Annotated in this window: 11 protein-coding genes; 9 read left to right on the top strand and 2 right to left on the bottom strand. The window is 47.7% G+C overall.

The window, feature by feature from the left end; all coding sequences use genetic code 11:
• Window positions 1-221 precede the first annotated feature (221 nt).
• Entirely contained in the window at window positions 222-689 is a 468-nt protein-coding gene (gene rpsG / locus JUB14_RS02675; protein ID WP_207504219.1) for a 30S ribosomal protein S7, read from the bottom strand.
• Between the two features lie 121 nt (window positions 690-810).
• A complete protein-coding gene (gene rpsL / locus JUB14_RS02670; RefSeq protein WP_207504218.1) occupies window positions 811-1,227 on the bottom strand; it encodes a 30S ribosomal protein S12 in 417 nt (138 codons plus the stop codon).
• 229 nt (window positions 1,228-1,456) lie between these two features.
• On the opposite strand from rpsL, the gene JUB14_RS02665 reads away from it, so the two are divergent.
• The 9 genes from JUB14_RS02665 (at window position 1,457) to JUB14_RS02625 (ending at window position 12,567) form a co-directional block, all read left to right on the top strand.
• Window positions 1,457-2,905: an NADP-dependent isocitrate dehydrogenase gene (locus JUB14_RS02665; RefSeq protein ID WP_207504217.1), complete on the top strand. Its 1,449-nt coding sequence runs from the start codon at window positions 1,457-1,459 to the stop codon at window positions 2,903-2,905.
• A 224-nt stretch (window positions 2,906-3,129) separates the two neighbouring features.
• Entirely contained in the window at window positions 3,130-5,130 is a 2,001-nt protein-coding gene (locus JUB14_RS02660) for a CHU_0125 family OmpA-like outer membrane integrity protein (RefSeq protein ID WP_510187062.1), read from the top strand.
• A gap of 109 nt (window positions 5,131-5,239) precedes the next feature.
• On the top strand, window positions 5,240-6,691 hold the full coding sequence (locus tag JUB14_RS02655) for a DASH family cryptochrome (RefSeq protein WP_207504215.1): 1,452 nt from the start codon (window positions 5,240-5,242) through the stop codon (window positions 6,689-6,691).
• Between the two features lie 75 nt (window positions 6,692-6,766).
• Window positions 6,767-7,348, top strand: coding sequence for a LemA family protein (locus JUB14_RS02650; RefSeq protein ID WP_207504214.1), 582 nt, complete (start codon window positions 6,767-6,769; stop codon window positions 7,346-7,348).
• Window positions 7,349-7,426: 78 nt separating this feature from the next.
• On the top strand, window positions 7,427-7,867 hold the full coding sequence (locus JUB14_RS02645) for a TPM domain-containing protein (RefSeq protein WP_207504213.1): 441 nt from the start codon (window positions 7,427-7,429) through the stop codon (window positions 7,865-7,867).
• Between the two features lie 9 nt (window positions 7,868-7,876).
• Complete coding sequence (locus JUB14_RS02640) at window positions 7,877-8,647, top strand: TPM domain-containing protein (RefSeq protein WP_207504212.1); 771 nt, start codon at window positions 7,877-7,879, stop codon at window positions 8,645-8,647.
• A 208-nt stretch (window positions 8,648-8,855) separates the two neighbouring features.
• A complete protein-coding gene (locus JUB14_RS02635) occupies window positions 8,856-9,764 on the top strand; it encodes a DUF8428 domain-containing protein (protein ID WP_207504211.1) in 909 nt (302 codons plus the stop codon).
• 348 nt (window positions 9,765-10,112) lie between these two features.
• A complete protein-coding gene (locus JUB14_RS02630) occupies window positions 10,113-11,135 on the top strand; it encodes a hypothetical protein (protein WP_207504210.1) in 1,023 nt (340 codons plus the stop codon).
• A 124-nt stretch (window positions 11,136-11,259) separates the two neighbouring features.
• Window positions 11,260-12,567, top strand: a complete 1,308-nt coding sequence (locus JUB14_RS02625; RefSeq protein ID WP_207504209.1) for a T9SS type A sorting domain-containing protein — start codon at window positions 11,260-11,262, stop codon at window positions 12,565-12,567.
• Window positions 12,568-12,625: the final 58 nt, after the last annotated feature.

The raw sequence follows: 12,625 nt of genomic DNA, 5'->3' as shown, positions 1-12,625 counted from the left end.
TTAATATTTTGTGGTAGTTATCACATCCCACACTTGCATCCTATAACCACACTTCGCACCTGATGAGTTTCATTTCTCTTTCTAATAGGTAATATCTACCTGCGATCAAAGACAAGTGTAGCGAAGGGCTTTCACCACTTACCACGAACATTGGCCTCTAAAGCAAGAGGGCCCGCACAATGTGCAGGCCCTCTTGCTTTAGAGGCCAACAATACCGTTGATTAGAAGCGGAAGTGCGAGAACGCCTTATTAGCTTCAGCCATACGGTGTGTGTCATCCTTCTTCTTTACAGCGGCACCTTCACCCTTAGAAGCAGCGATGATCTCAGCAGCCAGACGGTCTACCATGGTTTTTTCACCACGCTTACGAGCGTAACCGATCAACCACTTCATACCAAGAGCCTGCTTACGCTCAGGACGCACTTCAGTAGGTACCTGGAAAGTAGCACCACCTACACGACGGCTCTTTACCTCTACAGAAGGAGTCACGTTGTTAAGCGCTTTACGCCAAATCTCCAGACCGTTTTCAGTGGTCTTCTTTTCTACGATCTCAAGAGCATCATAGAAAATAGTGAAGGCGATGCTCTTCTTACCCTGCAGCATCAGGTTGTTAACAAACTTAGTAACCTGTACTTCCCGGAACTTAGGGTCAGGAAGGATATATCTTTTCTTTGGTTTTGCCTTTCTCATTGTAATAAGATTGTTTGCACGAGGTTTCGTTTTGCAACTCATTCACGCCTACTCAGCTTCGGCATTACTTCCCTTTTATCAGAATGTTAATTTCTAAAAAGTAGAGAGAGTTACTTTTTGATTATTTCTTCTTACCGCCTTTTGTTGGCGCTGCTGCTGGTTGACCTGGCTTAGGACGCTTAGCACCGTACTTAGAACGACGCTGCTTACGACCATTTACACCGGCAGTATCGAGCGCACCACGTACGATGTGGTAACGTACCCCTGGTAGATCTTTTACACGACCTCCACGGATCAGCACGATAGAGTGCTCCTGTAGGTTGTGACCTTCACCCGGAATGTAGGCGTTTACTTCTTTTTGGTTAGTAAGACGCACACGGGCTACTTTACGTAGAGCCGAGTTTGGCTTCTTGGGCGTTGTGGTGTACACACGAGTACATACTCCACGACGCTGAGGGCAGGAATCCAAAGCCGGAGACTTGGATTTCCATGTCATTTTCTCTCTCCCTTTACGGACTAATTGTGAAATAGTAGGCATTTAATAGCTTGATTTTGAATAGTTAATCAACTAATCGTTTATCATTTATATAGTTTTTCCGAAAAAAATCGGACTGCAAAATTATAAAAACAACTACTGATTTACAAATGGTTAGTTTTAGTTTTTTTCATAACGCTCACGCTATTTTAGTAGTTATACTATTAGCCCCGTACTTTTTGACGGTGTTCCATACAGTCATCACTCCCATTAAAACCTTATAAAACTACTTATGTCTACCACCAAAACCCCTATCACCGTGGCTTACGGCGACGGCATCGGACCCGAAATCATGGATGCTACGCTACGTATTCTGGACGCAGCCGGTGCTCAGATAGAACCCGAAGTCATTGAAATTGGTGAGAAAGTATATAAAAGCGGTACCAAAACTGGCATACAACCCAGCGACTGGGAGTCGCTGCGCCGGACCCAGGTATTCCTAAAGGCCCCCATCACTACTCCACAGGGTGGTGGCTTTAAAAGTCTTAATGTAACGGCCCGTACCTCACTGGGCCTGTTTGCCAATGTACGTCCCTGCCAGGCCTATTATCCCTACGTAGATACCAAGCACCCGGCGCTGGATCTGGTCATAATCAGGGAAAATGAAGAAGACCTGTATACCGGTATCGAGCACCGCCAGACCGACCAGGTATTCCAGTGTCTGAAGCTGATCTCCCGTCCCGGATGTGAAAAAATCATCCGCTATGCGTTTGAATACGCCCGGGCTTACAACCGCAAGAAGGTTACCTGCTTTACCAAGGACAATATCATGAAAATGACCGACGGACTGTTCCGGAAGGTCTTTGATGAGATAGCCAAAGAGTACTCAGATATACAGAGCGAACACTGGATCATAGACATCGGGTCGGCGCTACTGGCCGACGAGCCCGAACGTTTTGGGGTAATCGTTACTCTGAACCTCTATGGTGATATCATATCAGATATAGCCGCTCAGATAGCGGGCTCGGTGGGTATGGGTGGATCGGCTAACGTGGGCGATCAGTGTGCCATGTTTGAGGCCATCCACGGATCAGCCCCGGATATAGCCGGACGGGGCATTGCCAATCCATCCGGACTGATCAATGGTGCCATTATGATGCTGGTACATATCGGGCAGGGCGAAGTAGCTGCCAAAGTACACAATGCCTGGCTTCGTACTATCGAGGAAGGTATTCATACCGGCGATATCTATCAGGAAGGGGTGAGCAAGCAGCGGGTAGGTACTAAAGAGTTTGCGGATGCCGTCATTGAGCGGCTAGGCCAGCAGCCACAGCACTTTAAAGCGGTTAGCTATGCCTCGGCTCCTCGTCCTATTCATATTACGCCTGGCATACCTCCAGCTCAGAAAAAAGAACTGGTAGGGGTAGATGTATTTCTGGATTGGAAAAAAGGTACTGCCAACGAACTGGGTGACGCACTATCGTCCTTATCTGACTCTCCGCTCCGGCTCAAAATGATCACCAACCGGGGGGTAAAGGTATATCCTGAAGGTATGCCTGAGACATTCTGTACTGACCACTGGCGGTGCCGTTTTGTGAGCGATAACAGCGGAGAAGTATCCAAAGAAGCTACTCTTAAGCTGCTTAGCCTTCTGCACGAGCAAGGGTTTGACTTTATCAAAACAGAGAACCTCTATACCTTTGATGGTCAGCCCGGCTACTCACTGGGACAGGGAGAGTAATAAAGCAATTGACTATACTTATGGTGGTATGTGCGGAGAAGAGCCGATCTTTTATAGGTCGGCTCCTGCATTTTCGGCAGTAAGACTATCTGTAAGATCAATAAAATCTAAAAATTAACGTTAGTCGATTGTAGAATTTTCTTTACAGAGGTTGTTTTATTAGTATTGTCAATCAGTAATTAACAAATACAGCAGACTTAGAAGACGCTTTTTTACCTACCACTATGAATATATTGCGGTGCCTCTACACTCCATGGGCTATTGTCCTTACACTGAGTGTTTTTATGGTAGCTTGCAACCCTACCATGCAAGCATATAAGCAGGGCGTTAAGAAATTTGAGAATGGTGAGTATGATCTTGCCATTAAAGATTTCCAGCGGGCTGCTTCCGCCAATTACGAACCCGTCCAGACCAACTACCTGATTGCGGAATCGTACCGGCTTTCCAACCGTAGCCGCGAGGCCATTCCTTTCTACCAGAAGGCTCTGCAGGCTGGCCTGACTGATCCGGATGCAAGGTTTCACTACGGCTATGCTCTGAAAGCTGCAGGGCAGTATGATGAGGCCCGAGAGCAGTTCGCGCAGTTCGCACAGAATACCAATGCCAAGAAAAATCTACAGGATCGTGCCCTACGTGAGATCGAAACGCTGAAGATCACGGATCGTATCGGGCAGAAAAAGATGGAGGCAAAGTTGGAAAACCTGCCTATCAATACGCCGGGCTCGGAGTTCTCGTCGGCTATACTTGGTGATGAACTACTGGTGTCGGCTTCCAAAAAAGAGAAAGTATATAAGAACAACGGCCAGCCTATGCTGGGCCTGTACAAAATCAAAATAGGCGAAGCACCCAGCGAATCAGGAGGTAGCCCTACCCTCTTTAGCAGCAACATATTTGCCGAAGATGCCAACGAAAGCTCCCCTACTTTTACCCCTGATGGCAAGACGATGGTATTTGCCAGAGGGAACAGCGGCAAGCGCAAGGGTACCATGAACGTGGACCTGTACATGAGTCGCCTGGTAAATGGGCAATGGAGCGAGCCACGCTACTTACCGGTCAATGACTCACTGGCCTGGGATGGCTCACCCGCTTTCTCACGTGATGGCAAAACGCTTTACTTCGCTTCTGACCGGGCGGGCGGGGCAGGCGGGGCCGATATCTACCGTACCAACATGGATGCCTCCGGCCGCTTCAGCAAGCCAGTCAACATGGGTAAAGACATCAATACGGCCGGTGATGATATGTTCCCCTACGTGGCGGCTGATGGTAAACTATACTTTGCTTCGGACGGGCACCCTGGCCTGGGCAAGCTGGATCTCTTTGTTGCGACCCGCTCGCAGGGCGTGATCTCAGTAGACAACCTGGGGGTGCCTTTTAATACTCCGCAGGATGATTTTGGATTGGTATTCCATGAAGGTACCGACAACGGCTTCTTTACCTCTAACCGCGAAGGCGGTAAGGGAGATGATGATATCTACTATTTCTCAGCACCTACAGAAGATCAGCCTGATACCACTGTCATTGCTCAGAATGATCCTACACGTATCAATGGCCAGTTAAAAGTAGTACGCTACTTCCTGGCAGGTGAGGTACTGTCCAATTCTCCCAAAGCTAACCCTATTGACTCAGCTACGGTACGTATCCTGGCCGATAGTGCCGACGTAGAGTTAGGACGTCTGGTAACGGGTGACCGGGGTAAATTTGGAGATTATAAACTAGAAGAAGGCAAAGAGTATGTACTACTGGTAGAGCGCAAAGGCTACATCAGTCGACGGACGCCGTTCTCCATGGATGGACGGTCTATCCCGCCGATCTTCCTCAACAAAGTAGTAACGGATACTACCTATCGGGTGACAGTACGGCTGGATAGCCTGGAGCTGAACAAAACTTTTGTACTTGACAACATCTACTACGATCTAAACAAGTATAATATCAGACCTGACGCGGCGCAGGAACTGGATAAGCTCGTAGAAATCCTGAGAGATAATCCGTCTATGAAAATTGAGCTTAGCTCACATACTGATGCCCGCGCTACGGATGCCTACAACATGACTCTATCGCAGCAGCGGGCCGAGTCAGCAGTTAACTATATAGTTTCCAAAGGCATAGACGCCGATCGCCTGACGGCAAGAGGGTACGGAGAGCGGCAGCTTATTGTCCAGAACGCCAGGACCGAGGAAGAACATCAGCGCAACCGTCGCACAGAGTTTACCATATTGAGCTACTAGTCTTTCCTGATTTAGATACTTTTGCGGGGTGAATGGATTCACCCCGCTTTTTTTGTGCACAAAACTCTGTTAAGGGAGTTATACTATTTTATAAGAATTATTAAGTCAAATGGCTAAACGTATTATTTACTGGTTTCGAAACGACCTGCGTCTTCACGATAATGAGGCCTTTCTGCGTGCCACTCAGGAGGCAGACGAAGTGGTACCGGTGTATGTATTTGATCCCAGAATTTTTGTTGAAACTGAATTAGGCTTTCGGAAAACAGGTTTATTCAGAACACGCTTCCTGCTTGAGTCAGTGGATAACCTGCGTAAAAACATACGATCAAAAGGCGGAGAACTGCTGATCAGAGTGGGCGAGCCGGAGAAACTAATTTCTGAACTGGCTGAGCAGTACGATGCTCAGGAGGTATTTACTAGCAAAGAAATAGCGCTGGAAGAAACGACGGTAGAATCATCCCTCAGCAAGCGGCTCAAAGTCATTAATGTGGACTTTGAACTGATCTGGACGGCTACTCTTTACCACCCGCGTGACCTGCCCTTCTGGATCTCCCGACTACCGGACCTATTCACTGACTTCCGGAAGACGGTTGAGGAGCAATGTCAGGTACGGCCTCCGTTCGCTCATCCTACCAATATAAAGCTACCGGCTGACTATGTACCGGGTGACCTGCCGGACCTGGCGGAGCTTGGCTTTTCAGAGGCAGAAATAAACAGCGATAATAGTCAGCAGGCTCCGGTCTTTGAAGGCGGCGAAGACGCCGGCCTGCAGCGTCTGAGAACCTATGTGTGGGATGAGGACCGACTGCGTACCTACAAGGAAACACGCAATGGTATGCTGGGTCTTGATTACTCATCAAAGTTCTCGGTGTGGCTGTCACTGGGGTGCCTGTCTCCCCGCTATATCTATGAAGAGGTTCGGCGGTACGAAGCAGAGCGTGTAGCCAATGAGTCGACCTACTGGCTCATATTCGAGCTGATCTGGCGTGACTTCTTCCACTTTGTAGCGTTACGGCACGGCACCCGTATCTTTAAACCATCGGGTATCAAGCATGATGTAAATGCAAAATGGAGCCATAACCGGGAGCTGTTTGAGAAATGGAAGACAGGCCAGACGGGTATACCTTTTATAGATGCCAATATGCGTGAGCTACAGGCTACGGGGTACATGTCTAACCGGGGGCGGCAGAATGTGGCCAGCTTTCTGGCTAAGGATCTGGGCATTGACTGGACCTGGGGCGCGCAGTACTTTGAGAGCCAGCTGGTAGATTATGATGTATGCAGCAACTGGTGCAACTGGAACTACGTAGCGGGTGTAGGCAATGACCCACGCCTCAACCGCTACTTCAACATCCTCTCGCAGGCTACCTACTACGATCCAGAGGGGGCATATGTAAAACACTGGCTACCCGAACTAGCCGCTGTACCTGCCGAAAAGGTGCAGTGTGTGTGGCAGCTTACCCCAGATGAGCAGCAACAATATGGAGTTACGTTGGGCGCTGAGTACCCCTTGCCAATCATCCATGCCGATAAGTGGTTGAAGCCATCCGAAGACCGATGATGTAGATTCACTGTCGCGCTGGTCTGATATTGGATACCTTTGAATCAAATCATACACTTTTACAATTTAATAACTATGTCAAGAGCACTAATTATCATTATAGCCCTGGTCCTTGTTTTCGGGTTCTTTGGCTGTAGTACCTATAATGGTTTGGTAAATAAAGATGAAAATGTAAATGAAGCCTGGGCCAGGGTACAGAGCCAGTACCAGCGCCGGGCCGATCTGATTCCTAATCTGGTGAATACAGTAAAAGGAGCCGCTGACTTTGAAAAAAGTACGCTTCAGGGAGTGATAGAAGCTCGTGCTAAGGCTACTTCTATCAACCTCTCGGCAGATCAACTGACTCCGGAGAACGTGCAGAAATTCCAGCAGGCTCAGGAACAGCTGAGTGGCTCACTATCAAGGCTACTGGTAACAGTAGAGCGCTATCCGGACCTGAAAGCGAATCAGAACTTCCGGGACCTGCAGGCTCAGCTCGAAGGGACCGAAAACCGAATAACGGTAGCCCGTAACGACTTTAATACCGTAGTAAGGGATTACAATCAGTCGGTACGTACCTTCCCGGCGGCCATGTTTGCCGGTGTGTTCGGGTTTCAGCAAAAAGGCTATTTCGAAGCCTCGCAGGCCGCTCAAACCGCTCCATCGGTACAATTCTAACCTATTTTTGTGAAACGCCACACTACCTCTGGCTGGGGTAGGTGGCGTTTTGTTCTATTCACTATATCCGCAAAAGGTATGTCCAGCGAACAGGATTTCTTAGGGCCGGAAGACCAGCAACAGATTGTGGCCGCTATCAAGCAGGCTGAGAACAGGACTTCGGGAGAGATCAAGGTACACATTGAAAAATACTGCCCGGATGGCCTTCCTATTGAGAGAGCCAAGGAAGTATTTGAAGAGCTGGGAATGCAGAAAACGACCCTCAAGAATGGGGTACTCTTCTATCTTGCCTACGAAGACCACAAGTTTGCTGTGATCGGTGATAAGGGGATCTACGAGAAAGTCCCCCATGGCTTCTGGGACAGTACCAAAGAACTGCTCCGCCACCACTTCTCGCGGGGGGAGTTTACGGAAGGATTATGCAAAGGAATACAGGAGGCAGGTATACAGCTTAAAACCTACTTCCCGTACCAATCGGACGACATTAACGAACTACCCGATGATATATCGTTTGGGTAAAGCTACGTCATGAAAAAACTACTTCTTTCTTTTATAATAACGCTGGCCGTTGCACTTGGCGCATTAGCACAGGACATACCGGCCAGGCCTACCCCTCCCCGACTGGTCAATGACTTTGCCAACGCATTAAGTGCGGACCAAAGAGCCGCTCTGGAACGTAAGCTGGTAGCTTACGACGACTCCACCTCCTCTCAAATTGCACTAGTGATAGTACCTACCACCGGCCAATACCCCATAGCAGACTATGCTTTCAAACTGGGCCGTGAGTGGGGCGTGGGCGAAAAGGACAAAAACAATGGTATTGTACTACTGTGGGCTCCTAAGGATAGAAAGGTATTTATAGCTACGGGCTACGGCCTGGAGGGAGCCATACCTGACGCCATTGCCAATCGTATCATATCTGATGTAATTATCCCCCAGTTTAGGAACGAGCAGTACTACCAGGGCCTGGACCAGGGTATTGATACCATCATCAAGTACGCCAGCGGGGAGTATAAAGCGGATCCTTCGGCAAGTCAAGGTGAGGAGGGGCCATCCGGCTTCATGATCTTTGTTATTGTCTTCATCATTATTATGATTATCATCTCCCGTAGCAAGGGCGGACGGGGAGGCGGCGGCAGAGGGTATCGCAGCGGCAGGGGCGGTGGACCCATTTTCTGGCCCTACACGACTTACTCAGGCGGAGGCAGTCACTCCGGCAACTGGGGAGGCAGTGGAGGCGGCTTTGGTGGCTTCGGGGGAGGAAGCTTCGGGGGAGGTGGCGCCGGAGGTGATTACTAACTATAATTTCATACGCTACCATCTCTTACTATACTTAATACATATTAGATATTTATAGCGACCTGTTTTAAAAATAGATTCATAACCAGCCAAATACTATATTTACATAGTTACGATCACCTATCAGTAGCCAGGATACAGACAAGGAATGGTATTTTCTTCGTTAGACGAGGGTAGTAAATAGTTTTTTCACCTAACCACACTTCACATGGAGAACAGAAGCAGTACCGGCTTGCTGGTGGGTTTGATCTTGATGACAGTACTGGCCGCCGTTTTTGGATATTTGTACTATCATGAGCGCAACATTACTGTCAAGCAGGAGCAGGATCTTGAGACACGTGTGACCGAATTGGCTACCGCCGAGATCAAATTGGATTCTATTTCCAAACAGTTGGATGCCCGCATAGCTGAAGTAGAAGGCTTGGGGGGAGATGTAGAAGAATTGCAGAAAATGAAGTCCCAACTGGAAGCAGATAGGGCTGCACTACGTCGGGGTAATGCCTCTATGAGCCAGAAGGTAAAAGAGTATGAGGCATTTCTGACGAGGAAAGACCAGGAACTTGCCCAACTTAGGGAAGAAAATCAACAACTAATAAGCCGCAATGACTCACTAGTTACCAAAACGACTGTTCTTGTCCAGGAGCGGCAGGTATTAAGTGATTCTTTACAGGACGTAGTAGGTAAAAACCGGGAGCTGGAAGAAAAAGTGACGATGGCTTCGGCGCTACGGGCGCGTAACGTGAAGGTGTACGCTATTTCATCCAAAGGCAAGGTACGCGAAGGCGAAAATGTACGCTCACGCCGGATTGATAAAGTACGAGTTGATTTTATTTTGGAAAAGAACCCTCTTACTCAGCAGGAGCCGAAGACTATATATATGCGCGTTCTTAATCCGCAGGGTGCTGTACTTTCCGATGTCGCTACGGGATCCGGTACATTCGAGATCAATGGAGGTGAGGAGACCTATACAGTCAGTAAGCAGGTCAACTATACCAATAACAATCAGGATGTAAGTATCATGTACGACCGGAATACACCGTTCCCATCAGGAACGTATACAGTAGAGCTATTCTCCGAAGGATTCAGGGTTGGTGAAGGTTCTTTCTCTGTTCGTTAATTGTAAAACAGCCATTAGTATTCTTATTCAGGCGAGATTACCAGCATCTTTCTGGCTATTTCCCGGTTGCGACTCTCCCTATAGTTAAGTAGTTGAGACAGTATAATAGGCTCAAGAGTTAAATTTAAAATCTCAATTTACCAGTTACTGTTTTGCTCCTGTGATAAGCTTTCTAACTTTGTATTAGAACGGCTGTATAAACTGCTGCTGTTTTTGCAACGCATTAAGTACTGTCATATAGAGCCTTATTACCTGCGCACACTAAAAACTTACGTTAAACTTCAACCAAGCAGGATGTATTTAGTTATGCTGAATGCAGTTTCATCCTTTACATATTGAGAGCCCCAAATGAGTGTTAAAGTAGATGTTAGTATTGCATTTTATGGTAAGCCCTATCAGGCAATAGTTACAATTAAGTCTTTATTAAAGCACAGCAGACAGCACATTGACAAGATTTATTTATCCCGTCAGCGACTGCAACCTCATGATGACTATATCGGCATTTTTAAAGTGATAGATTACTTCAAAAATGATGACGTCAACCTAGTTGTTCACTACCCTTACCATGCACTCGGGGCTGGTGTTATGGATTACGAACGAGCCAAAACGGATACCCGATTCAGGCAAAGCATCATGTATCAGTATGCTCTGGAGGTAACCGATAAGAAGTACCTGTGTCTGATGCACAATGACCTTCTGTTTCATGGCGACATGATCGGAGATATGCTGAACATATTCGAAAAGGGTCCTAAGGAGCTGGTTGGTGTGGGGCCCGTAGGTCAGTGCTGGAGCTGCCCAGCTGGCCCAAGTTGGGCAAATGTATGTGGCCCCGAACGCTATGATCAGTATATACCGACCATGGAAGAAGCCATAGCTCTTACCGAAAGCCACAGCACTCCCCGCAAGGATATTCAGTTGAACGTTATACGCAATGGAAGGGTACATATCCTGCCGGAATGTCGCCTTAACGAGTTCTGCGCCATGATAGACGTAGAGAAATATCGGAAGGAAACCTTACCTAATGGACCTATTGGCTGCTTTGGTGGGGTATGGCATGGGAGCGATACCGGTACGATCTGGTCGCATGATATGGTGAAGCGGGGTTACAAGTTCAAGCATCTGACCCTGGAAAACTACGCCCAACATGCCCCCTTCGAGAGCTCGGGGAGTGGTACCAGTGCTTATTTTAAGTCAGACACCTACTGGCAGGCAGAAGAAAGAGCCAGGGAGTATATCAATAATACATATGGCCCTCTGAACTTCAGTACCTATGTACCCGTAGCCAATACGCTGGATACCCTAAAAAGAAAATCATGGCTGGCACTGATCAATACAGTAGGTATGGCCAAAAAAATAATAAGTAAAAGCTAGCAACTGGACTGCTTTTTTAGTGACCTGGAAGTAGTCAAAGAAAGTGTAAGTTTCTGATAACTATCTTTGTAGAGTTGAGTTATACGAGTAGCTTCTATTTATAACAGCAAAAGCGTCCAGTACAATGCAACACCTATACCACACCTACATTCGTACTCTATGTCTGGCAGGTATTGCCGGGCTGCTACTAGTTGTACCCGCTGCCTTTGCCCAAAACATCCTCTTTCAGCAGAATTTTACGGGTCCGGGGCCTTATACTTCCGGTACCCCCAACTCCACTCAGTTTGACGCTATCTATGTTCAAAATGGCGCTATTCTAAGGTTAAACTCCGGACAAGGCTATGTGGAGTTTGAGCGTACAGGCTCGGCCGGCTCAGGTAGTGGCAGAATTGTTCGCTCTACAAATTTATCTCCAGTGCCTACTACCATGTATTATCAGGTAAGGATGTCTGTTCCACTCGATACCTCCCTAACAAGTACGGTGGCTACGTTCAATGTAGGGCAAAATCTGTCAAGTACCGACAACTCCATTCCTAACGATCAGAATATTTTTGCCAAGTTTTCGGTCAACTTTCTTGGCAACAACAGGTTTTCTTTCCGTAGGACGGGAACCAATGCTGTTAACAGCGGTACTTACAGTGGCTCTGTACTTATTACCTGGGTAATGAATAATGAGAGTACTCCACTCCCCTATCTGACGCCATTAGGTACAAAAGATATTCTCAATCCCAAATCTTTTGACCTTTGGATAAATAATGACCGCTTTCTCCGCAACTATGCCCGTATATCGGGTTCGGAGGTAGCACTTTCTGATTTTTCATTCCGGTTTCAGGCAGGAGCAGGTATTATCCGTCTTTCGGACTTCCTGATCCGTGATGTGAGTGGAATACTTCCCGTTGACCTGATATCTTTCCGTGCCCAGCCAACGGGCAATCAGGTAGAGCTGGCCTGGGAAACTGCCTGGGAGCGCAACAGCAAGGAGTTTATCGTACAGCGGAGTACCGATCTGAAAGAGTTTGATGATATCGGACGTATAGCGGCGGCCGGTGAGGCCCAGAGCCGCAACCAGTATACCTTTATTGATAATAGCCCGCAGCCCGGCGCTAATTACTATCGGCTGCGGCAGGTAGATAACGACGGTACATATGAGTATTCAAAGGTAGTTGATGCCATTGTACGGCCTGGTGTGCCGATGGTACTGGTAAGTCCTAATCCGGCTACATCGCAGGTAATCCGGCTACGTACGTACGGAACTGATGTATCATCGCTAAGGCTGACTAACTTGCTGGGACAGGAAATTTCATTCCGGGCCCACAACCCAGGTGGCGATGTGGTGGAGCTACTACCTCAACAACCGCTACCGATGGGATTGTATTTACTTTCACTAGAACAGAATGGTCACAGGCAACATACCAAAGTACTCGTACGTTAGGAAAAAAGTAACTGTACGCCTACTTTTGTGGACTCCTGAAGGCTTAGTAGCCGGTGAT

It is taken from the genome of Telluribacter humicola (assembly GCF_017355935.1).
GTDB classification, from domain to species: domain Bacteria; phylum Bacteroidota; class Bacteroidia; order Cytophagales; family Spirosomataceae; genus Telluribacter; species Telluribacter humicola.
The sequence above is the reverse complement of the archived record's forward strand: the minus strand, read 5'-3'. Positions and strand labels throughout refer to the sequence as shown.

Excerpts from the sequence above, each read along its gene's own strand:
- JUB14_RS02640 (WP_207504212.1), top strand. The coding sequence starts at position 7,877 with ATGAAAAAACTACTTCTTTCTTTTATAATAACGCTGGCCGTTGCACTT.
- JUB14_RS02660 (WP_510187062.1), top strand. The coding sequence starts at position 3,130 with ATGAATATATTGCGGTGCCTCTACACTCCATGGGCTATTGTCCTTACA.
- JUB14_RS02635 (WP_207504211.1), top strand. The coding sequence starts at position 8,856 with ATGGAGAACAGAAGCAGTACCGGCTTGCTGGTGGGTTTGATCTTGATG.
- JUB14_RS02655 (WP_207504215.1), top strand. The coding sequence starts at position 5,240 with ATGGCTAAACGTATTATTTACTGGTTTCGAAACGACCTGCGTCTTCAC.
- rpsG (WP_207504219.1), bottom strand. The coding sequence starts at position 689 with ATGAGAAAGGCAAAACCAAAGAAAAGATATATCCTTCCTGACCCTAAG.
- JUB14_RS02625 (WP_207504209.1), top strand. The coding sequence starts at position 11,260 with ATGCAACACCTATACCACACCTACATTCGTACTCTATGTCTGGCAGGT.
- JUB14_RS02650 (WP_207504214.1), top strand. The coding sequence starts at position 6,767 with ATGTCAAGAGCACTAATTATCATTATAGCCCTGGTCCTTGTTTTCGGG.
- JUB14_RS02630 (WP_207504210.1), top strand. The coding sequence starts at position 10,113 with ATGAGTGTTAAAGTAGATGTTAGTATTGCATTTTATGGTAAGCCCTAT.
- rpsL (WP_207504218.1), bottom strand. The coding sequence starts at position 1,227 with ATGCCTACTATTTCACAATTAGTCCGTAAAGGGAGAGAGAAAATGACA.
- JUB14_RS02665 (WP_207504217.1), top strand. The coding sequence starts at position 1,457 with ATGTCTACCACCAAAACCCCTATCACCGTGGCTTACGGCGACGGCATC.
- JUB14_RS02645 (WP_207504213.1), top strand. The coding sequence starts at position 7,427 with ATGTCCAGCGAACAGGATTTCTTAGGGCCGGAAGACCAGCAACAGATT.